Annotated in this window: 21 protein-coding genes; 6 read left to right on the forward strand and 15 right to left on the reverse strand. The window is 64.3% G+C overall.

Annotated elements, in window-relative coordinates; all coding sequences use genetic code 11:
- Position 1 precedes the first annotated feature (1 nt).
- Complete coding sequence (gene purL / locus H292_RS0111825) at positions 2-2278, reverse strand: phosphoribosylformylglycinamidine synthase subunit PurL (protein WP_019667373.1); 2277 nt, start codon at positions 2276-2278, stop codon at positions 2-4.
- A 107-nt stretch (positions 2279-2385) separates the two neighbouring features.
- On the opposite strand from purL, the gene H292_RS0111830 reads away from it, so the two are divergent.
- Positions 2386-3177, forward strand: a complete 792-nt coding sequence (locus tag H292_RS0111830) for a nucleoside phosphorylase (RefSeq protein WP_230621130.1) — start codon at positions 2386-2388, stop codon at positions 3175-3177.
- On the opposite strand, the gene H292_RS0111835 is transcribed toward H292_RS0111830, so the two are convergent.
- Positions 3178-4458, reverse strand: coding sequence for a M18 family aminopeptidase (locus H292_RS0111835; protein ID WP_020111557.1), 1281 nt, complete (start codon positions 4456-4458; stop codon positions 3178-3180). It lies immediately after the preceding gene.
- 55 nt (positions 4459-4513) lie between these two features.
- On the opposite strand from H292_RS0111835, the gene H292_RS0111840 reads away from it, so the two are divergent.
- Positions 4514-5383 (forward strand): hypothetical protein, encoded by an 870-nt coding sequence (locus H292_RS0111840; protein WP_020111558.1) that lies wholly within the window; start codon positions 4514-4516, stop codon positions 5381-5383.
- On the opposite strand, the gene H292_RS0111845 is transcribed toward H292_RS0111840, so the two are convergent.
- From H292_RS0111845 to purS, 3 genes are read right to left on the reverse strand one after another with little or no spacing between them, the layout of a single operon-like run.
- A complete protein-coding gene (locus H292_RS0111845; protein WP_019667377.1) occupies positions 5380-5730 on the reverse strand; it encodes a VOC family protein in 351 nt (116 codons plus the stop codon). The two genes, H292_RS0111840 and H292_RS0111845, sit on opposite strands and share 4 nt — an antisense overlap.
- A 27-nt stretch (positions 5731-5757) precedes the next feature.
- The gene (purQ, locus tag H292_RS0111850) at positions 5758-6450 is read right to left on the reverse strand and encodes a phosphoribosylformylglycinamidine synthase subunit PurQ (RefSeq protein ID WP_019667378.1); all 693 of its coding nucleotides are present in this window, start codon (positions 6448-6450) and stop codon (positions 5758-5760) included.
- Positions 6447-6683, reverse strand: a complete 237-nt coding sequence (gene purS / locus H292_RS0111855; protein ID WP_026348182.1) for a phosphoribosylformylglycinamidine synthase subunit PurS — start codon at positions 6681-6683, stop codon at positions 6447-6449. Before purS ends, purQ begins: the two co-directional genes overlap by 4 nt.
- A gap of 89 nt (positions 6684-6772) precedes the next feature.
- Here purS and H292_RS0111860 point away from each other — a divergent pair, with 89 nt between their 5' ends.
- Complete coding sequence (locus H292_RS0111860) at positions 6773-7417, forward strand: MBL fold metallo-hydrolase (protein WP_019667380.1); 645 nt, start codon at positions 6773-6775, stop codon at positions 7415-7417.
- 71 nt (positions 7418-7488) lie between these two features.
- Here H292_RS0111860 and H292_RS0111865 read toward each other — a convergent pair whose 3' ends face one another.
- From H292_RS0111865 to H292_RS0111880, 4 genes are all read right to left on the reverse strand, one after another.
- Entirely contained in the window at positions 7489-8130 is a 642-nt protein-coding gene (locus tag H292_RS0111865; RefSeq protein ID WP_020111559.1) for an LppP/LprE family lipoprotein, read from the reverse strand.
- A 91-nt stretch (positions 8131-8221) separates the two neighbouring features.
- The gene (locus H292_RS0111870; RefSeq protein ID WP_019667382.1) at positions 8222-8917 is read right to left on the reverse strand and encodes a DUF2334 domain-containing protein; all 696 of its coding nucleotides are present in this window, start codon (positions 8915-8917) and stop codon (positions 8222-8224) included.
- A gap of 55 nt (positions 8918-8972) precedes the next feature.
- Positions 8973-9479 carry a glutathione peroxidase gene (locus tag H292_RS0111875; RefSeq protein WP_019667383.1) on the reverse strand — a complete coding sequence of 169 codons (507 nt, stop codon included), beginning with the start codon at positions 9477-9479 and terminating at the stop codon, positions 8973-8975.
- 136 nt (positions 9480-9615) lie between these two features.
- Positions 9616-10998, reverse strand: coding sequence for a C4-dicarboxylate transporter DctA (locus H292_RS0111880; protein WP_019667384.1), 1383 nt, complete (start codon positions 10996-10998; stop codon positions 9616-9618).
- Positions 10999-11191: 193 nt separating this feature from the next.
- On the opposite strand from H292_RS0111880, the gene H292_RS0111885 reads away from it, so the two are divergent.
- A complete protein-coding gene (locus tag H292_RS0111885; RefSeq protein WP_230621146.1) occupies positions 11192-12679 on the forward strand; it encodes a sensor histidine kinase in 1488 nt (495 codons plus the stop codon).
- Positions 12676-13356, forward strand: coding sequence for a response regulator (locus H292_RS0111890; protein WP_019667386.1), 681 nt, complete (start codon positions 12676-12678; stop codon positions 13354-13356). Before H292_RS0111885 ends, H292_RS0111890 begins: the two co-directional genes overlap by 4 nt.
- Before the next feature lie 3 nt (positions 13357-13359).
- Here H292_RS0111890 and H292_RS0111895 read toward each other — a convergent pair whose 3' ends face one another.
- Positions 13360-15486, reverse strand: a complete 2127-nt coding sequence (locus H292_RS0111895) for a S9 family peptidase (protein WP_020111561.1) — start codon at positions 15484-15486, stop codon at positions 13360-13362.
- Entirely contained in the window at positions 15483-16367 is an 885-nt protein-coding gene (locus H292_RS0111900; protein WP_020111562.1) for a phosphoribosylaminoimidazolesuccinocarboxamide synthase, read from the reverse strand. The genes H292_RS0111895 and H292_RS0111900 overlap by 4 nt, the downstream gene beginning before the upstream one ends.
- Before the next feature lie 63 nt (positions 16368-16430).
- Between H292_RS0111900 and H292_RS0111905 the strand changes: the two genes are divergently transcribed.
- Positions 16431-17858 (forward strand): MDR family MFS transporter, encoded by a 1428-nt coding sequence (locus H292_RS0111905; protein WP_020111563.1) that lies wholly within the window; start codon positions 16431-16433, stop codon positions 17856-17858.
- A 4-nt stretch (positions 17859-17862) separates the two neighbouring features.
- On the opposite strand, the gene H292_RS0111910 is transcribed toward H292_RS0111905, so the two are convergent.
- The 4 genes from H292_RS0111910 to H292_RS0111925 all read right to left on the reverse strand — a co-directional run bounded on the left by H292_RS0111910 (position 17863) and on the right by H292_RS0111925 (position 21436).
- Complete coding sequence (locus tag H292_RS0111910; protein WP_027498774.1) at positions 17863-18873, reverse strand: ABC transporter substrate-binding protein; 1011 nt, start codon at positions 18871-18873, stop codon at positions 17863-17865.
- An 83-nt stretch (positions 18874-18956) separates the two neighbouring features.
- Entirely contained in the window at positions 18957-19703 is a 747-nt protein-coding gene (locus H292_RS0111915; protein ID WP_027498775.1) for an ABC transporter permease, read from the reverse strand.
- 51 nt (positions 19704-19754) lie between these two features.
- A complete protein-coding gene (locus H292_RS0111920) occupies positions 19755-20639 on the reverse strand; it encodes a siderophore-interacting protein (protein ID WP_020111566.1) in 885 nt (294 codons plus the stop codon).
- The gene (locus H292_RS0111925; protein ID WP_019667393.1) at positions 20636-21436 is read right to left on the reverse strand and encodes a siderophore-interacting protein; all 801 of its coding nucleotides are present in this window, start codon (positions 21434-21436) and stop codon (positions 20636-20638) included. The genes H292_RS0111920 and H292_RS0111925 overlap by 4 nt, the downstream gene beginning before the upstream one ends.
- Positions 21437-21596 lie beyond the last annotated feature (160 nt).

Below are 21596 nucleotides of genomic sequence, written 5' to 3' on the forward strand. Positions count from 1 at the left end.
CCTACCCGAAAAGTCTGGGAAGGGTGCTCTCGAAAGTGTCACGGAGTTCGGTCATCTCGACGGCGAACTGGCCCTGAACTTCGATCTCGTCCGAACCCTCGTCGACGACGCCGATGCGCGTCCACGGGAGGTTACGGGCGGTGCACATGCCGGTGAAGCGAGTCTCCTCGGTGCGCGGCACAGCGACGAGCACGCGGCCGGAGGACTCGGAGAACAAGGTGACGAACGGGTCGGCGCCTTCGGGAAGCAGGATGCGGCAACCGGTTTCGCCCGCCAACGCTGCTTCGACGACAGCCTGAGCCAGGCCGCCCTCGGAGAGATCGTGCGCGGCGGAGATCAGTCCGTCACGAGATCCGGCGAGCAGAATGTCGGCGAGCAGCTGCTCGCGGGCCAGATCGACCTTCGGCGGCACGCCACCGAGATGATCGTGCTCGACCTGTGCCCAGATGGATCCGTCGAACTCGTCGTGGGTGTCGCCGAGGAGGATCAGTGTCTCGCCGGGCTCGAGGCCGAGGCCGGTGGGGACGCGGCGGTGCACGTCGTCGATGACACCGAGGACTCCGACGACCGGCGTCGGGAGGATCGCTTCGGAGCCCGTCTGGTTGTAGAAGCTGACGTTTCCGCCGGTGACGGGAATGCCGAGGGTGACGCAGCCGTCGGCGAGACCGCGAACAGCCTGCTGGAACTGCCACATGACGCCCGGATCCTCGGGTGATCCGAAGTTGAGGCAGTTGGTGACGGCCTTCGGGGTCGCACCGGTGACGGCGACGTTGCGGAACGCCTCGGCGAGCGCGAGTTGTGCGCCCTGGTACGGGTCGAGTGCGGTGTACCGGCCCGACGCGTCCGTGGCCAGCGCGATACCGCGGCCAGTCGTCTCGTCGATCCGAATCACACCGGCGTCAGCGTTCTCGGCCAGCACGGTATTCCCGCGGACGTAGCGGTCGTACTGCTCGGTGATGAACTTGCGGCTGCAGAGCTGTGGGCTGCCGATCATCTTCAGCAGCGTTGCCTTCAGTTCCTCGGCGGTCTCGGGACGCTTCAGCGACGCCGTGGTGTTCGCGACGAGTGCGTCCTGAGCGACGGGACGCTGCACGGGCCGCGAGTACACCGGGCCCTCGTGGGCGACGGTCTTCGGCGGAACGTCGACGACGGTCTCCCCGTGCCACGTGATCTCGAGGTTGTCACCGTCGGTGACCTCGCCGATCACCGTCGCGAGAACATCCCACTTCTTGCAGACGGCCATGAACTTGTCGACGTTCTCCGGCGTCACCACGGCGCACATGCGTTCCTGGGACTCGCTCGAGAGCACCTCGGCCGGGGTCATGCCGGTAGCGCGCATCGGGACCTGCTCGAGCGCGATGTGCATGCCACCACTGCCTGCCGACGCGAGTTCGGACGTCGCGCAGGACAATCCGGCGCCGCCGAGGTCCTGGATCCCGACGACGAGCTTCTCGGCATACAGCTCGAGACACGCCTCGATGAGGACCTTCTCGGTGAACGGGTCGCCGACCTGAACGGCAGGAAGCTTCTTCCTGCCGCCTCCCGTCTCATCACCGTCGAACGTCTCCGAGGCCAGCACGGACACGCCACCGATGCCGTCGAGACCCGTGCGAGCGCCGAACAGGATGATCTTGTTGCCCAGGCCCGACGCGAACGCGAGATGCATGTCCTCGACGCGCATGACACCTGCACACAGAGCGTTGAGCAGTGGGTTGCCCGCGTAGGAGGCGTCGAACACCGTTTCGCCGCCGACGTTGGGAAGGCCGAGCGAGTTTCCGTAGCCGCCGACGCCGGAGACGATGCCCGAGAGGACGCGACGTGTATCGGGCGCATCTGCAGCACCGAAACGCAGCTGGTCCATGACGGCGATGGGCCGCGCGCCCATGGCCATGATGTCGCGGACGATGCCGCCGACGCCCGTCGCCGCACCCTGGTAGGGCTCGACGTACGACGGGTGATTGTGGCTTTCCACCTTGAACGTGACGGCCCATCCGTCACCGACGTCGACGACGCCTGCGTTCTCGCCGATACCCGCGAGCATCGACTTACGCATCTCGTCGGTGGTGGTCTCGCCGAAGTACTTCAGGTGCACCTTGGAGGACTTGTAGGAGCAGTGCTCGCTCCACATGACGGAGTACATCGCCAGCTCGGCATCCGTCGGCCTGCGACCGAGGATTTCCTTGATGCGGGCGTACTCGTCGTCCTTGAGTCCGAGTTCTTTGTACGGCTGCGCAACATCCGGCGTAGCGACTGCGGCGGAGACAGTGTCAATTTTCACAAAGCTGTCGGACACGAGGAGTGGGGTCCCTTCCTGGAGCGAAATGCCAGGGGGAGTCTATCCGTGCAGGGTGACAGGCCCCAAAAGCAGCGTGCAAACATTGTGCCGTGGATACCCCTTCTGTCGCCTCTTCAGGCTCCGCTCCCATCGCGTTGACGGAGAACGATCTGGACGAATCGGGCGTCCTGACGCCTCAGATGGTGGTCAAGGGTGTGGATGTCCCCAGAAAAGCCGTTGTCTGCTTCTTCGCGGAAGTGATCGAGTCCATAGCCGGTCAGGGCAAGGCACGCGTCCTGTCGGTGCTTCGATCCGAGCACGGCGAGCATCCCGTCTACGAGATCGAGCGGGGCGGTGAACGGCTCGCCGTGTTCCATCCGGGAGTCGGCGCACCCCTGGCCGCACTGTTCCTCGAAGAGGCGATCGCGCTCGGCTGCTCGGAGTTCGTCGCCGTCGGGGGCGCGGGAGCACTGACCGATCAGCTCGGCATGGGTCACGTCATGGTTGTCGACAGCGCTGTCCGCGACGAGGGAACGTCGTTCCACTACCTCCCGCCCGGACGGGTCGTCGACGCCGATCCTGCAGGCGTCACGGTGCTGCAGAACGTGCTGACGGAGGCCGGGATCGCACACGTCACCGGTCGATCCTGGACCACCGACGCTTTGTACCGCGAAACCCGAAGCCGAGTCTCCCGGCGCGTCGACGAGGGCTGCCTGACGGTCGACATGGAAGCGTCGGCGTTCTGCGCGGTCGCCCGGTATCGCGGCGTGCGGTTCGCGCAACTGCTGTACGCGGGCGACTCCCTGGCCGCGGACTGGGAGCACCGCGGCTGGACCAAGGCAGGCACCGTCCGCGAGCAACTGTTCTGGCTCGCAGCCGACGCGTGCCTGCAGCTGAGCTAGCTAGGCCGACGGAGCCAGGAACGCAGCGAGGGCGTCGGCGTAGGCCTTCACATCGGAGGCGCCCATGAGCTCGCGTGCGCTGTGCATGGCGAGCTGTGCGGCACCGACGTCGACGGTCGACAGGCCCGTCCGTGAGGCCGTGATCGGGCCGATAGTCGAACCGCAGGGCAGATCGGCGCGGTGAACGTAGCGCTGCAGTGGCACCCCCGCCTGGTCGCAGGCCAGCGCGAATGCTCCTGCACCCGCGGAATCCGTTGCGTACCTGAGGTTCTGGTTGACCTTGAGCACGGGCCCTCCACCGAGTTCGATGCGGTGCGCGGGTTCGTGTCGGTCCGGGTAGTTCGGATGCGTCGCATGCGCCATGTCACCGGAGGCGCAGATGGATCCGGCCATGGTGCGGAGGAACTCCTCGCGACCGCCGCCGCGGCCCAACACGATTCGCTCGAGCACCGTGTTGAGCAGGTCCGAGAACGCGCCACGGTCGGACATACTGCCGACTTCCTCGTGGTCGAACAATGCCAGCACCGGGGTGACGTCCGTCGGATTCTGCACTGCGGCAATCAAAGCCTGTGTACCCGCGTAGCACGTTCCCTGATTGTCGAGCCTCGGCGCGCTGACCAGTTCGCTCTGAGCGCCGACGACTGCGCTGGGCGCGAGGTCGTGCGTCATCAGCTCCCACCCGAGAACCGTCGACGGGTCGACGCCTTCGCGTTCCGCGACGAACGAGATGAACGATCGCGGTGAGTTACCCACGCCCCAAATGGCATTGACGTGTCGTTGCGGGTCCAAGGTCACGCCCTTGCGATCCTCGGACAGGTGAATTGCGAGCTGCGGGACACGGAGAATCGGTTCGTCGACCTTGACGAGCACCTCACGCAGCCCGTTGCCGTCGCGCACACTGAGTCGACCGGACACACCGAGATCGCGGTCGAGCCAGGAATTGAGCCACGCTCCCCCGTACGGCTCGAGGCCGACCATCTGCCATCCCGCCGACTCCAGATCAGGGTGCTGCTTGACGCGCAGGTTGGGGCTGTCGGTGTGTCCGCCGACAATCCGGAATGCAGCGCTGCTGCTCTCGGTACTCCAAGCGACGAGCGACCCGCCGCGGATGAGGTAGTACCGCCCTGCCTCGGCCGGCCAGGCTTCGGTCTCGTCGACGCGGACGAAACCTACCTCCTCGAGCTGCACCGCTACGGTGCGGCACACATGGAACGGCGACGGCGACACGTCGACGAAATTGCACAGACCAGCGGCAGACGCAAGAGACGACATGGGAACCATTGTGTCAGTAGCTGCGTCGAACAGAGCAAGGACCACACATCGACTCGGGGGCGTCATGAATCATCTGGCAGCGCAGGCATCGGGACCGGCTACGACAGCCATCGTCCGCAAGAAAGTGATCGAGGCATTCGGCAGGCACGGGGTGAAGCTGACGAAGATCGACGCCACCACTCTGAAGACCGACGACGGCCACCACGTGACGCTCGAGAATCTGACGGCACGCTGCCTCGGTGCTCCGCGGAAGTACTGGGGCGAGATCATCGAGATCCATGTCGCGCGCATGCTCGAGTCACAGCGACTGAGTGACCCGCAGTATCTGCTGAACATGCCGGACGACGAGTTCTACATGCGATTGCGTGAGCGGGTCACTGCGCCGAGCGCGTTGCCGGGCAGGGGCGACTTCCGCTATTCGAGTCCGCTGGTCGATGCGCCGAATTCACCACGCCGAGTGCTGAACCTGACGTTTCCGGACCTTGCGTTGACTCTCGAAGGTCGGTATCTGGAGAATCGAGACCTCGAGGCCGCGTGGGCGTTCGGTCGCGACAACACAGCCGCGATGACCTTCGACGATCGCGAAACCCTGACCAAGGACGATGTGACGATCGACGTGTGCAAAGGCGATTCGATCTATCTCGCATCCAAGGTCGCGAACATGCCCACGCTGATCGCCGATCACCTCGGCGATTCACCGTTCGGCGTTCTGTTCGTCGTTCCCAATGCCTACGAGATCGACTACTACAAACCCTTCGAGTTCGACGCCACCGTTCGTGCGTCGACACTGCTCGTGCAGTTGGCGCGCATATTCTCTCGGGACACCCCGAATCCGCTGTCCCAGGATCTCTACTTCTGGCGTGACGGGCAGTACTGCCAGGTCAACGGTAGTTCGTCGGCAGATCTGTTCGAGCGGACTCTCGCCGAGCTCTAGTGCGCGCCCGAGACGCAGAATGCGTTTCCGTCCGGATCGGTCAGGGTGACCCAGCGGAATTCGCCCATCGTGTGCTCGTCGACCTTGGACGCACCCGAATCGACCAGAGCCGTCACCTCGGTGTCGAGATCCGCCGTCGTCAGATCCAGGTGGATTCGGTTCTTGCCCGGCGTCGGGTCGTCGACCTTCTGGAAGGCAAGGCGGTACGGCGCCGAGGGCAGCGAGACGGTGTAGAACCACCCGTCGTTCTCTTCTTCGATGGTTCCGCCGGTCCTGGCCGCCCACCACGTCGCGAGCGGTCCAGGATCGGAGGAGTCGATCGTGATCATCACCGGTGTCAGGGTCATGCGTCGGAGAATAGACCCTGCTTCCTGCTAGGCCGAGACGATTGCGTCCAGTGCCGAGTAGAAGATGCCGAGGCCGTCGTCGCTGGGGCCGGTGAGGGGCTCGGTGGCGTGCTCGGGATGCGGCATGAGTCCGACGACGCGGCCGTTGGGCGAGGAGATTCCGGCGATGTCCCGCTGGCTACCGTTCGGGTTGGATCCGCTGTAGCGGAACACGACGCGGCCTTCGCCCTCGAGCTCGTCGAGCACGTTCTGTGATGCCTGGAACCGGCCTTCGGCGTTCTTGACCGGGATCAGGATCTCGGCACCCGTCTCGTAGCGCGACGACCACGCGGTGTCCGAGTTCTCCACTTTCAGCCACTGGTCGCGGCAGACGAAGTGCAGGCCCTCGTTGCGGGTCAGCGCGCCGGGAAGCAGGCCGACTTCACACAGAACTTGGAAGCCGTTGCAGATGCCGAGGACCGGCATGCCGCCTTCGGCCGCCTTGACGACGGATTCCATGACGGGTGCGAACCGGGCGATCGCGCCTGCACGCAGGTAGTCGCCGTAGGAGAACCCGCCGGGGACGACGATGGCGTCCACGTTCTTCAGGTCCGCGTCGGCGTGCCACAGACTGACGGCCTCGCCGCCGGCGAGCGTCACGGCGCGGGAGGCGTCGACGTCGTCGAGAGTTCCGGGGAAGGTGATGACCCCCACGCGGGCGGACGAGTTGCGTGTGCTCATGCTTCTCGGGTGACCTTCCAGTCCTCGATGACGGTGTTCGCGAGGAGCGATTCCGCGATCTTCTCGAGCTCGGCGTCGTCGACGCTGTCGTCGACCTCTAACTCGAACCGCTTGCCCTGCCTGACGTCGGAGACGCCTGCTACGCCGAGACGACCAAGCGCGCCTGCGATGGCCTGACCCTGCGGGTCGAGGATTTCGGCCTTGGGCATGACATCGACAACTACTCGGGCCACGAGGGAGCTCCTTGGATAAGACAAATACCGGCGGTGAAGAGTTTACGCAGCACCAGCGCGAGCCGCGAAACTGCGCTTAGTGTGGAGGAATGAAGCTGACGCACTTCGGACATTCCTGTGTACTCGTCGAGCTGAACGGCACCACGGTGCTGTTCGATCCCGGCAACTTCTCACACGGCTTCGAGGGCATCACCGGGCTCGACGCCATTCTGATCACCCACCAGCACCCCGACCACGTCGACCTCGAGCGTCTTCCTGCACTGGTGGACGGCAATCCGAACGCAGCGTTGTACGCGGATCCGATGACCGCGTCGCAACTCGGCGAGCGGTGGACGGCCACACACGCGGGCCAGACGTTCTCCGTCGGCGGCATCCAGGTGAGTGGTGTCGGCGGAACCCATGCCGTCATCCACCCCGAACTGCCCGTGATCGACAACACTGGCTATCTGCTGGGGACACCGGAGAATCCGGGGCAACTGTTCCATCCCGGCGACTCGTTGTTCGTTCCCGAGCAGAAGGTGGACGTGCTGGCGCTCCCGACTGCGGCGCCGTGGTCGAAGCTCTCGGAGAACGTCGAGTTTCTGCGCGCAGTCGCACCTCGGACCGCGTTCCCGATCCACCAGGCCGTCGTCGCCGAGGAGGCCAGGGGAATCTACTACGGCCGGTTCAAGGACATGGCCGACGAGAACACCGAATTCCGCGAGCTTCCTCAGGAATCCTCCCTCTCCATGTGAGTAAAAATATAGGCCGGGGACAGGAGCGGAGCCTGCGGAGCGACCCGATGGCACTGTCATCTCCACTCACATCAACCGGTCACCTCGGGCGGCAGAGTGTCCAGCATGATCACGGAGCTCCCGTCCCACTGGTAGCGGATTGCGGCGGGGCCACCGTCGGGTGCTGCGAACGCCTCGTCGGCGACGAGCCAGCGATAGTTCACGGTGATCGTGTCGGCGGTCTGGGTTGCAACACTCGTGAAGCTGTACGGCGCTGCCGTCGCCGTGCCGAGGTACACACCGTTGCCGAAGAACAGAATGTGCTCCGGTGTGCTCGCGGTTGCATACGGCGACGCCGCAGCTTCCACCCACGTGAACGCCGCACAGGGATCACCTGTCCGGCCTGCGGTCCAGGCTTCGTCCGGGAAGTATCGCGGAATGGATGCCACAGCATCGGCGACCACGGCAGCGTCCACACATGTCTTCGGCTGGACCGGGGTCACTGTCGGAGCTGCGTCCGCCGTCGGGATCCTGATGTCCGACGGAAGGGCAGGGACCGGCGACGGAACCACGACCGACGGCAGCGCGCCCACCGAGGGTGCAACCGTCGGCGTCGCGGCCTGCTGCCCCGGCGCGGCAGTGGATTCCGACACTGCGGTCGCTGTGCCGCCATCGGTGTTTCCGCAGGCCACAGCGGCCATCATGCAGAGGGTCACGAGCACGATTCTTTTCATGGCGCCGCCTCGACATCGATTGCATCGTCGAGGGTTACATCCACTGGACCAGGTGGTCCGTTACGTCACGATCTCATAACCCCGCGAGCGGTCAGGCTGCTCTCACCCTGCGAACGTGTTCGTACACGCCCGGTGTTGCACCGCTGTAGAGCGCCAGGTCGACCGCGTCCAGGATTGCCTGCCGGGGACCGCTGCGGCCCAGTTGTTTTGCGCTGACCGCCAATCGGACGGTGCCGCCGCGTCGGGCGGTACGTCCGGCGCCGATGACCAGTGCTCGACACCACCAGGGTTCGGCTTTGAAGCCTTCGCCGATGCCCAGGACTCGTGCCCGTACGAGCGATCCCGATTCCAGATCGTGAATTGCACTGAGGCCGGCGATCATTCGAAAGCCGGCCTCGGGCAGAGCGGCAACTGCTCCGGGTGATGCGATCCACCTCGGCGCTGCGAACACCCTTGTGCGCAAGCCGGTCTGCTCCATGACCCGGTCGGCGGCCATGAGCCGCAGCCGTGCTTCGTGACGTGGAAGTGCTGCGAATTCGGCTCGGCGACGCTTGGTCGCGGCCTGGTCGTACCCGTGCAGGACTATCGCATCCCCCAGGTCCCGACGCCCTCGCAGCCAGTCCTGGGTGTTCTCGTCTTTCGTGAGCCGGTACTTGTCCTTCAGCCGCGGCGCAACGAGAAGCGACTGCGCGACGCCACGCTTGTCCAGTTCGAGGGCGAACTCCGCTGCGTTGTCGCAGGTGTCGTCCCTGATTCCGCTCACCGACACGATCAGTGCTCCAGACATGCCGCGAGCCTCGCACACCGATGTGAACGAGGCTCGACGGCAGAATTGATCGCGTCTAAACGGCGATGTTCTCCTTGGGCAGGATCTTGTCGATCGCAGCCAGTACTTCAGGGGCGTCCGGCTCGGTACGTGGGCGGAAGCGGTTGGTGACGACGCCCTCGGGTGAGATCAGGAACTTCTCGAAGTTCCACTGGATGTCTCCTGCGACGCCTTCTGCGTCCTCGGTCTTGGTGAGCTCCGCGTAGAGCGGGTGCCGGTTCTCTCCGTTGACCTCGATCTTCTCCGTGATGGGGAAGGTGACGCCGTAGGTGGTGGAGCAGAACGTTTCGATTTCCTCGGCGGTGCCGGGCTCCTGACCACCGAACTGGTTGCAAGGAACGCCGATGACGGACAGTCCCTTCGCCGAGTATTCGGTGGCAAGCTTCTCGAGTGTGGCGTACTGAGGCGTCAGGCCGCACTTCGAGGCGACATTCACCACGAGGACGGCTCTGCCCGCGTACTCGTCGAGCGAGGTGGGCGCACCGCCCAGCGTGTTGATGCCGATGTTCTGGACTTCAGTCATTCCACGAACTTACCTGTGGGTACCGACTTCTGGTGAGTTGGCTGTCCGAACACACAAGAGCGACCCTCCGAGTGGGAGGGCCGCTCTTGTACTACACGCCTGGTGACGGGGGGTGCGCGTCACCAGGCGGGGTCTTTTACGCCTTGGCTGCGGCTTTATCGAGCTCGACGCGCTTGTCGTCTTCCGGGAGATGGTCGTCGACCATGGTCTCCTCGTCGAACGGCAGGTCTCCGTCGAGGACGGTCTTGACGCGTGACGCGTCGATCGTCTTGGTCCAGGTTCCCACGAGAAGGGTTGCAACTGCGTTGCCGGAGAAGTTCGTGAGTGCCCGGGCCTCGGACATGAACCGGTCGATGCCGACGATCATGCCGACGCCGTCGAGCAGTTCGGGGCGGTGGCTCTGCAGGCCGCCCGCGAGGGTTGCCAGACCGGCACCGGAGACTCCGGCAGCACCCTTCGACGCGATGATCATGAAGAGCAGCAAGGAGAACTGCTCGGGGATCGAGAGCGGCATGTTCATCGCGTCGGCGATGAAGATCGACGCCATGGTCAGGTAGATGGCGGTGCCGTCGAGGTTGAACGAGTATCCGGTCGGGACGACGATGCCGACGGTGGTGCGCTCGACGCCGACATGCTCCATCTTGGCGATCAGACGCGGCAGAGCCGACTCGGACGAGCTCGTCGCGACGATGAGCAGGTATTCGCGCCCCAGGTACTTGGCCAGCTTGAAGATCGAGAAGCCGGACACGAACTTCAGGATCAGGCCGAGGAAGCCGAACACGAAGATGAAGCACGTGATGTAGAACGCCAGCATCAGTGTGCCGAGCTGAACGACAGCGTCGAATCCGGTCTTGCCGACCACACCGGCGATGGCGCCGAAAGCGCCGATCGGGGCGAGCCACAGGATCATCGTCAGGATGCGGAACACGAGCTTCTGCACTGCGCCGATGCCCTTGAGGATGCCCTCGCCCTGCTTGCCCATGGCCTGGAGTGCGAAGCCGACGAGGATGGCGACGAACAACGTCTGCAGCACCGAGCCTGCGGTCAAGGACGACAACAGCGACTCGGGGATGATTCCGGCGATGAAGTCCATCGTGCCGCCTGCACCTTCGGCGTCCTCGGCGTACTCCGAACCACCGCCTGGCACGATGTTCAGGCCGGTGCCTGGCTGGATCAAGTTGCCGACGACCATGCCGATGCCGAGGGCGATCGTCGACATTCCGATGAAGTAGGCGAGCGCGAGCCCGCCGACCTTGCCGACACTGGCTGCAGCTTTGACCGAGCCGATGCCGAGAACGATGGTGCAGAAGATGACCGGGCTGATCATCATCTTGATCAAGCTGACGAACAGGGTGCCGAGCACTGCGAGCTCGACACCGAAGTCCTTCCACAGGAGACCGACGGCAACACCGGCGACCACGGCGATGATCACCGCGATGTAGAGCCAGTGCGTCTTGTCGCGCTTCTTCTTCGGTTCCGGCGCCGGATTCCGGTTTTCAGCATCGATGCTGGTAGTCATGGGTACGTCCTTTGTGACTAATGGAGTGAGTTGGATCACGCCTTGCTAGAGGACGATGTTGGTGGAATTCGTGACCGTAGTCACGAATACGTTCATTCTGTTCACGAGAACCGGGTACGAAACAAAGGAACGAAACGTGGCGAAGCGTCCGACGAGCGTTGCAGGGCAAGTTCTGATCCTGCAATTGATCGTCATGGCCGTCATCGTGCTTGCCGGCGGGTTCCTGACCATCGTCAACGAGCGGTCCAACAGCGACGAGGCGACCCGCCGCGAGGTCATCGCCGTCGCGGCGAGCATCGCCAACGAACCGTCGACGCCGACGGCGATCGCCTCGGACGACCCCACTGCGTACCTGCAACCGGAGACCGAACGGATCCGAAAGGTCACCGGCGTCGACTTCATCGTCGTGATGGCGCCGGACCGAACTCGTTTCACTCACACCACCGTCGACCTGATCGGTCAGCCGTTCAGCGGCAACATCGATCGCGCGCTCGAGGGCGAGACGTTCACCGAGACCTACGTCGGGTCGCTCGGTCCCTCGATCCGCGCGGTGACGCCGGTGACCGACTCCACCGGTGCCATCGTCGGCCTGGTGTCGGCCGGGGTGACGAGGGACAAGATCAGCGATCAGTTCCTGGCCGGGCTGCCTCTCATCGTCGGGGTGGTGATCTCGGCCTTCATCGTCGCCGCCGGCGGCTCGGTGGCACTGAGCCGACGACTTCGTCGTCAGACGTTGGGCATGGCGCCGGACGAGTTGCGTTCGATGTACGAGCATCACGACGCCGTTCTGCACTCCATCAGCGAAGGGTTGCTCGTGTTCGGCAAGAGGGACACGGCGGAAATCGTCAACGACGAGGCCAGGCGGCTCCTCGATCTCCCCGACGGCCCTGTTCGACGGACGGACCTGCCGGAATCACTGCAGCACATGACGTCCGGCGGCGAACTCCACCTGACCGAAACCCGCGTGCTGGTCGTCAACTCCGACCCGGTGATGTGGGAGGGTCGACGCCTCGGCGACGTTCTCACGATCCGCGATCGCACGGAATTGCAAGGGGTGATCGGTGAACTCGATTCGGTGCGGAGCTTCGCCGAATCGCTGCGTTCGCAGGCGCACGAGTCCGCGAATCGCCTGCACACCGTCATCACGATGGTGGAACTCGGTCGGCCACAGGAAGCTGTCGAGTTCGCGACTGCGGACCTCGAACTGTCGCAGAACTTGATCGACCGATTGATGAGTGCCGTGGGTGAACCCGCTCTGGCCGCCTTGTTGTTGGGCAAGGTCAGTCAGGCAGCCGAGCAGAGCGTCGAACTCACGATCACCGAGGACACAGCACTCGAACATGCCGGCATCGTCACTCCGCGGGAATTGGTCACGCTGGTCGGTAATTTGATAGACAATGCAATCGATGCGTCGAAGGAAGCAGAGCAGCCGTGGGTCGAAGTGACGGTGCGTGATTCGGAATCGGAGCTGATGGTTCGGGTGTCCGACAGCGGCCCGGGGATGCCCGCCGACGTACTGAGAACTGCACTGACCCGCGGATACTCGACCAAATCCGGGTCGCGCGGCCTGGGTCTGGCACTGGTGACACAGGTGGTCAATCGGTATCGCGGATCGCTGACCTCCGAGGTCACCTACGGTTCGGTGTTGACCGCGACCATTCCGCTGGGGAGGCCCTCGTGATCCGAGTGTTGATAGTCGAGGACGAACCGTTGATCGCCGAGGCGCATCGCAGCTACGTCGAGCGCGTTCCGGGTTTCACCGTCGTCGCCCTGGCGCACACAGGGTCGGCCGCACTGCGGGCCGCAGCCGAAGCCGTCGAACCGATCGACCTGGTGCTGCTGGACATCGGCCTGCCCGATTCCAACGGCATCGACGTCGCCGCAGCGCTCGGCGGCCTCCGGCCCAGCCCGGACGTCATCGCCATCACGTCGGAGCGTGACCTCTCGGTGGTCCGATCCGCCGTGGCCCACGGTGTCGTTCTGTACCTACTGAAGCCGTTCACGTTCGCCGCGTTTCGGGACAAGCTGGACCGGTACCGCGAGTTCCACGACGCCCTTCCCGCGGGAGAGAACGCCGCGAGCCAGCGGGACATCGACCGAGCGATGTCCCACCTGCGCACCGCGGACGAACGCGCCTCGACCCCGAAAGGCATTGCGCCGCAGACGATGGACGGCGTCACCGCAATCGTCCGCGACGCCCCCGACGGGCTCAACGCGTCCGAGGCCGCCAAGCTCGTCGGAGTCTCGCGCGTGACGGCCTGGCGGTACCTCGAGCGCCTCGCCGACGACGGCCTGGTCACCCGGAACACCGAGTACGGAAAGGCCGGTCGCCCGCAGGTCAGGTACGTCTGGCGCTGACACTCACATACGGGCGCCGGTCTGCTGCACGATCCAGGCGTATTCGAAGGCGGCTTCCTTCCACTTCTCGTATCGTCCACTGACGCCGCCGTGGCCTGCGCTCATCTCGGTCTTGAGCAGCAGGTCGGAGTCACCGGTCTTGGTGGCACGCAGTGCGGCAACCCATTTGGCGGGCTCGACGTAGAGCACACGGGTGTCGTTGATGGACGTGATCGCGAGGATCGCTGGGTAGTCCTTGGCTTCGACGTTCTCGTAGGGACTGTACGACTTCATGTAGTCGTACACCTCCTTGTCCGCCAACGGATTGCCCCACTCGTCCCACTCGATGACCGTGAGCGGCAGCGACGGGTCGAGAATGGAGGTCAGTGGATCGACGAACGGAACGTTCGCGAGGATGCCGTTGAACAGCTCCGGCGCCAGGTTCGCGACAGCACCCATCAGGAGCCCGCCCGCGCTACCACCGTCGGCGACGAGGTGTTTCGGCGCCGTCCGACCCGTGTCGATCAGATGCTGTGCAGCGGAGACGAAATCGGTGAACGTGTTCTTCTTGGTGAGAGTCTTGCCGTTCTCGTACCAGTGGCGGCCCATCTCGCCGCCACCGCGCACGTGTGCGACGACGAAGACGATTCCGCGGTCCAGTAGCGAGAGCCTGGCTACGGAGAACGCCGGATCCATCGATGCTTCGTACGATCCGTAGCCGTACAGCAGGGTCGGAGCAGGGCCTTCGGGAACGTCCTTGCGCAACACGATGGACAGCGGAATACGGGTCCCGTCGGCCGCGACGGCCCAATCTCGATGCTGGACGTAGTCGTCGGCGCGGAAATCGCCCAGGACGGGCTGCGCCTTACGGAGCAGCAACTCGCCTGATTTCACGTCGTAGTCGTACACCTGCCCGGGGGTGATGAACGAGGTGTAGACAAGACGAAGAAGTGGCTGCGTCCACTCGGGGTTCGAGCCGGCGCCGACGGCGAAGAGTTCTTCCTCGAACTCGAGTTCCTCGTAGTCGCCGTACCCCTCGGGTCCGATCGGCCAGATGGCCAGCCGTGTCAACGCTTCTCGGCGGTAGTTGAGTACGAGATGGTCGGCGAACGCGTCGACGTCCTCGAGCCTGACGTCGTCGCGGTGCGGAATCAGAATGGTCTGGTTCGACGGATCGTCGACGGGTGCGTCGGCGAGGAGGAAGTTCTCCGCCTTCTCGCCGTCAGTTCCCCAGCCGTTGACGGAGCCGTTGTGCTGGATCAGGAATCGATCCTCACCGTTCACCACGGCATGCTCGACGCTGTACTCCACACCGGTTTCGCGCGGGAGTACGACGCGGAATTCGCCTTCCGGATTCTCGGATTCCAGGACGAGGCATTCGGAGGTGATCTTGGAGCCGACCCAGATCATCAGGTACTTCTCGCTACGGGTGGAGCCGAATCCGACCCAGTAGCTCTCGTCCGGCTCGTGGAAGACCTTGACGTCCTCGGAGGATGGTGTGCCGAGCTTGTGCCGCCACACGGTGTCGGGACGCCAGGATTCGTCGACGGTTTGGTAGAAGACGTGACCGTGGTCGATCGACCAGGTCGCTCCGGTGGAGACCTTCTCGATGGTGTCGGGCAGCATCTCATCGGTGCGCAGGTCCTTGAAACGCAACGTGTACCGCTCGTCGCCCTCGGTGTCGGTCGAGTAGGCCAGGAGGTTACCGTCCTGGCTGATCGAGAATGCTCCGAGGGAGAAGAAGGTGTGCCCCTCGGCCTCGATGTTGGAATCGAGAAGGACCTGCTCGCCCGGCACCTCACCGGACAGAGTGGGAGGTGTCCAGTCGTCGGGAGAATCCACGGCGCAACGGCATTGGAGGCCGTAGGACTTGCCTTCGATGGTCCGCGAGTAGTACCACCAGTCGCCCATACGCGTCGGGACCGACAAGTCTGTCTCCTGGGTGCGTGACTTGATCTCGTCGAAGATCTGTCCGCGGAGTTCCTCGAGACCGGCGGTCTGCTGCTGGGTATAGGCGTTCTCGGCTTCGAGATAGGCGATCACCTCGGCATCTTCCTTGTCCCGCAGCCACTCGTAGTTGTCGACGACGGTGTCGCCGTGGTGGGTCCGTTCGAGGGGGACCTTCTTGGCAATCGGTGGAGTAACTGTCATGGCTTGACCCAATCGTCGAAGTTGAGGCCCGAAATGCGTTCGTAGGCCTCGATGTACCGTGCACGAGTCGCCGCGACGACGTCGTCGGGAAGAGCGGGCGGCGGCGTGTCACCGTGACGGTCCCAGCCCGATTCGCCCGTCAGCCAGTCGCGGACGTACTGCTTGTCGAAGCTCGGCTGAACGCGACCTTCCTCGTAGCTGTCGGCCGGCCAGTACCGCGAGGAATCCGGGGTGAGCACCTCGTCGGCGAGAACCAGGTTGCCGTCGGCGTCCTGCCCGAATTCGAACTTGGTGTCGGCGAGGATGATTCCGCGGTCGAGTGCGAAATTGGCAGCTCGGGCGTAGATCTCGAGGGTGTCCTCGCGAAGTTTGAACGCCAGTTCCTCCCCGACCTTGTCGACGACGGCGGCGTAGTCGACGTTCTCGTCGTGCTCGCCGAGAGCCGCTTTGGCCGCGGGCGTGAAGATCGGCTCGTCGAGCTTGCTGGATTCGACCAGACCGTCGGGCAGGGCGACACCGCACACCGCGCCGGTCCGCTGGTAGTCCGAGAGCCCCGAACCGGTCAGGTAACCGCGAGCGACGCATTCGATCGGCACCATCTCGAGGCGCTTGACGACAAGAGCCCGTCCGAGCAGTTCCTGAGGGATCCGATCGTCGAGCGGATCACCGGCGAGGTGATTGACTCCCCCGAGCTCTTCGAAGAAGAACACGCTCATCGCCGTCAGGACGCGCCCCTTGTCGGGGATCGGCGTATCGAGGACGTAGTCGTAGGCGGAGATGCGGTCGCTTGCGACGAGAAGCAGGTGGTCGTCGTCGACGATGTAGAGATCGCGAACCTTGCCGCCGGCCAGATGCTGGTAGCTACTGAGTGTTGGGCGCACGAAACCAACCCTATCTGGGCCTGATGTGGTCGTGTTCCTGCCTCAGGAGAAGAATGGTTGGTGATGGCAACCAACGAGATCGCAGACGTCGGCTTCCGCTCCGAGCGCGGGCCGGTGCTCATTGCACTGATGCTGAGCACCTCCCTCGTCGCACTGGACTCCACGATCATCGCGACGGCCGTGTTGACCATCGTCGACGATCTCGGTGGTTTCAGTCAGTTCCCGTGGCTGTTCTCGATCTATCTGCTGGCCCAGGCCGTGTCCGTGCCGATCTACGGGAAGCTGGCCGACCTGTTCGGCCGCAAGAAGGTCATGCTGTGGGGGATCGGAGTGTTCCTGCTCGGCTCGATTCTGTGCGGCCTGGCGTGGTCGATGCCCGCGTTGATCGCTTTCCGTGCGGTTCAGGGACTCGGGGCGGGGGCGGTGCAGCCGATGTCCGTCACGATCGCGGGCGACATCTACACCCTGCAGGAACGCGCCAAAGCCCAGGGCTACCTGGCCAGCGTGTGGGCCATGTCGGCAGTGCTGGGGCCTGCACTCGGCGGTGTGTTCTCCGAGTTCCTGTCCTGGCGCTGGATCTTCTTCGTCAACATCCCACTGTGCGCACTGGCCGCCTGGATGCTGATCCGACGCTTCCACGAAGGGCCCGTCGACCGCTCGAAACCCACGATCGACTACCTCGGTGCGGGTCTGCTCACCGTCGGCGCGGCTGCGCTGCTTCTCGGGTTGCTGGAAGGCGGACAGTCCTGGGCATGGGCGTCGGGCACGTCGGTGGGGATCTTTGCACTCGGGGTCGTCTCACTGGCGTTGTTCACCTGGCAGCAGACCCGCGCGCCCGAGCCGATACTGCCGCTCTGGGTGTTCACCCGGCGCGTCCTCGTCGTCAGTAGCCTGGTGTCCCTCATCGTCGGGGCAATCGTGCTGGGGTTGACGTCGTACGTCCCCACCTTCGTGCAAGGCGTCCTCGGCACCGGTGCCATCGTGGCCGGCTTCGCTCTGGCAACCCTCACGCTCGGCTGGCCGATCGCGGCGTCGCTGTCCGGCAAGTTCTATCTGAGGTTCGGATTCCGCGCGACGGCGTTGACCGGTGGGTCCATCGCGGTGGTCGGAACCGGATCGGCAACGCTGATAGGCGCGCAGTCGCAGATCTGGATGATCGCCGCCGTCTGCTTCGTCGTCGGGCTCGGCATGGGTCTCATTGCAAGCCCGACGCTGATCGCCGCGCAGTCGTCGGTCGAGTGGTCCGAGCGTGGCGTCGCGACGTCGACCAACATGTTCGCCCGCTCCATCGGCAGCGCCGTCGGCGTCGCGATCTTCGGTGCGATCGTGAACTCGCGTGTCTCCGGGGATCCGGAACCGCAGCAGCTGTCCGACGCCATTCATCTGGTCTTCCTGGGCGTCTTCGGTGCGGCAGTACTCATGCTCCTCGCCGCAACGTTGATGCCCAAGGCGGCTCCGCCGCAGGTGAGTGGACGGGCATCTCAGCCGTGACGATCTACTGGGCGAACAGCGTCTGGACCTGATCCAGGGTCGAGATGACCCCGTCGTAATCCGGTCGGTAGCTCGTAGCAGGCAGCTCGAAGACGTTGCCGGATGCAAAGGCAGGCAGACTCGCGTAGGCGGGATCCTGTTTCAATTCGTCCAAGCTACGACCGGCGACCGGAACGACGATGATGACGGGTGCGCTCGCCACCGGAGCCAGGAGTTCGGGGCTGATGATGAACGAGTCACCCGAGCCGTAGAGCTCGGGGTTGTCGGCTTTGGTGAGCACGTCGTCCGGTTCGAGGCCGACGTTCTTCAGCAACTCCGGCAACGTTGCAGTCTGCGGGATGAACGCGGGCTCGTTGGTGCTCAGCGACAACAGGTACGACACGGGCGATCCCGGCACCCTGATGGCGCCTTTTACTTCGGCGACCTTGTCGTCGTATGCCTCGAGCAGTCCGGCAACCTTGTCCGACTCACCCGCAGCGTCGGCAACGGCTTCGAGCTGCCCCTGCCACGTGTTGACGGACGCGGGTATCAGAACAGTCGGCGCGATGGCGGTCAGCTGGTCGTATGCTTCGTCTGCCTGGACGGCGGAAATTCCCTGTCCGCCACCGATGATGAGGTCGGGTTCTGCCTGTGCGATCGCCTCGATGTTCAGCGCTTCGCCTGCGGGTAGTTCTTCGGTGCCCTGCTCCTCCGCCTTCTCGGCCCACTGCGGCGGGAAGCCACCGTCGAGGTTGGTCACGCCCAGAAGCCGCGTGTCGGTGATGGCGATCGGTGCGTCGAGGGTGAAGAGGTATCCGGCCAGTCCTGCAGACAGCACCGCGATGCGTTGCGGATCGGCGGGCACGGTGACGTCACCCTTGTCGGTCGAGATCACCCTGGTCTCGCTGCTTGTGGCTCCAGTTCCGGTGTCGTCACCGGGCGAGTTGTCGCTACTGCATGCGGTGAGACCGATCGTCGCTGCGGCGAGCGCGGCGATCACGCGCACACTGCGCCGCCGAAGAAGTGAACCGGACAAGGTAAATCCTTTCGAAAGCGCGAGACGTCAGTAGTGCTCGACCAACTCAGCATTCTAGATCGATCACTCGCAGTTGTGGTGGGTCAGCTTTCGCGATGCACCACACCGCGCGAGACGAGATCGACCGTCAGGACCACCGCCAATGTCTGAGCGAGCAAGAGTCCGGTCAACACGAGTATCTGCACGGCTCCGGCCTGGATGGCCGAACCGCTGGCCAACAGCACACCCACGAAAGCTCCGGGCAGTGTCACGAGCCCGACCGTCCGCGTCTGATCCAACCCAGGCAGCAGCGCGTCCCCGGCAGTGGGACGAACGACTTCGAGACGCGAATCACGTTCGGTGAGGCCGAGACTCAACGCGGCTTCTACTTCACCGTGCCGCTCGGACAGTGCGTCCAGAGCTCGACGAGCCGCAAGCGACGTCGCTGTCATCGTGCCGCCCAGAATGATGCCACCGACGGGCACGATCGCAATCCCTTCGGCAGGAACGACTCCCGTCGACAAACACAATGGAACGACGACGCCGATACCCACGGCCAGCGGGACCGTCAACCACAGCCCGGATCTCCCGGCCTCCGAACGGCGAATGGACGTGAAGGCCGCCGCAGCGAACATGACGACCAACACCAGCAACGAAGACCACAGATGAGCGAGCGCCGCGGCGAGGACCAGCGACACCGCGGCCAACTGCAGGAACCCACGGCCAGCTGCCGACGGCACCGTCCACACTCGCCCGACGGCAGAGACTCGGTACACCGAGGCCGCCAGCAGGACCATGACCACGCACAGGACTGCAAGGGGAACGCCGGGCTCGACCAGGGAAGAACTCACCCATAGATTATCCACGTGAGTGGAAAGGTAGGCGGGAGCCTACATTTCCACTTACAGACCGACGCGCTCCAGCATGGCGTCGAACTCCTCGCTGGCCTCGGCTTGACTGCGGCCTGCGGCCAATGCGCCGTTGTACACCGCCAGCGCTTCTTCCTGGTACTTCTTGTATTTTTCCAGCCACTGCTCGGAGTTGGCGCGCCAGTATCCGATGATCTCGAATCGAGTCACCGGGTAGCCGAGCTCCTTCCGGAAGTACTTTCGCACGACGCGGGACGACGCAGCCTCACCGGCGAACCAGATGTAACCCTCGCCGTCGGGCAGTTCCCACTGACGTGCCGCGTCTTCGAGCACACTCGCGGAATCACCGTTGCCGGAGCCGAATCGCCAGTCGTACGTCACGTCGCCGGCTGTCTCGAACTCCTGCTTGTCACCGCGCTCGAGCACCTCGACGATCGCGTGAGCTTGTGCGCCACTCGGCAATTCCTCGATGATGCGTCCGAGCGCAGGCAGACCCGTCATGTCTGCGACGAGCAACTGCCACTGCGCCGTAGCCGGGATGTTGTACCAGGAACGTGGCCGCGTCCACAGCAAAACCTGGCCGACCGTCGCGTTCAGCGCCCAGGTGGCAGCAACACCGCCTTCGTGCGCGACGAAATCGATGACAAGGCGCCCGGAGTCGGCATCGAACCGACGGACGGTGTAGTTGCGGCCCTCGGGCGCATCCTCGATGCCGTGGAACCACCATTCGCCGTCGACCTCGGTCATCGCAGGCGGACGATCCTCACCCTCACGCGCGAAGAACAACGTCACGCATTCGTCGGGCGCGCCGATACTGACGTACTCCGAGACGTCCTCACCTCCGAACGTCACCCGCACCATGTGCTTGGTGATCTGCTCGACGGCAACAACTTCGGCGTAGTAGAAACCCTTGCTCATTCTTCCTCGTCCAGATGTTCGTGGGTATCGGAGACACCTCGGCGCCAATATCCCGTGATCGAGCTGTCCCCCTTGCCCAAACCCAGATCCTTCCGGATCCAGGACCGCAGCGGACGTATGTCCCCGGCCTCGCCGGCGAGCCAGACGAACACCGAAGCGCCGTCCGGAATCTTCGTCGATCGTACTGCCGTCTCGAGCCCCGACGCCTCACCGTGCGGCGTCACAATCCAGTGGACGTCGATTCCACCCGGCGGGTCCAGCTTCTGAATGCTCGATTCGGTGTGCACTTCGATGTACACGTCTCCGCGGGTGTCACGCGGCATCTCCTCCACCCAGCGAGCGATCGCAGGCAGCGCGGTCTCGTCGCCGACGATGACGAAATGGTCGTATCCGGGATCGATGATCACCCCGCCGGGAGGTCCCGCGACATGAAGGGTGTCACCCGGCCTTGCCGCGATCGCCCACCCCGACGCGAGCCCATGTCGGTGCACGACGAAATCGATATCGATCTCCCGCTCCTCGGGACGGTACTTCCGGACTGTGTACTCACGGGTGGTCGGGAAGGGCTCCGGCCAATCGAGATGGTCGCCGTCGGGCACCGGGAGCCGCAGCTCACCGGTGTCGACGTCGGGGAAGATGAGCTTGACGTGCTCGTCGGCGACCTGACTGACAAATCCATCGGTCCCGGCTCCACCGAACGTCACGCGGATCATCGTGTCGGTGATCATCTCGGTCCGGACGACCTCTGCCGCACGGATCTTGATGGGATAAGGCTGGCGTCGGGCGGGCGTAGGCACTACAGGCTCCTGATCGATTAACATTCGAAGTTAGGCTAACCTATAGAACTAGTCGGGCGCACCCCCTGTGATTCGTCGAACCCCTACGGCCAACCCCGTCGACGCGTCCGCTCGCAGCACCGGAACCCCACCGTCCATCCCCTCCCACTGGAACACGAGC

It is taken from the genome of Rhodococcus sp. 114MFTsu3.1 (assembly GCF_000383555.1).
Lineage (GTDB): Bacteria > Actinomycetota > Actinomycetes > Mycobacteriales > Mycobacteriaceae > Rhodococcoides > Rhodococcoides fascians_E.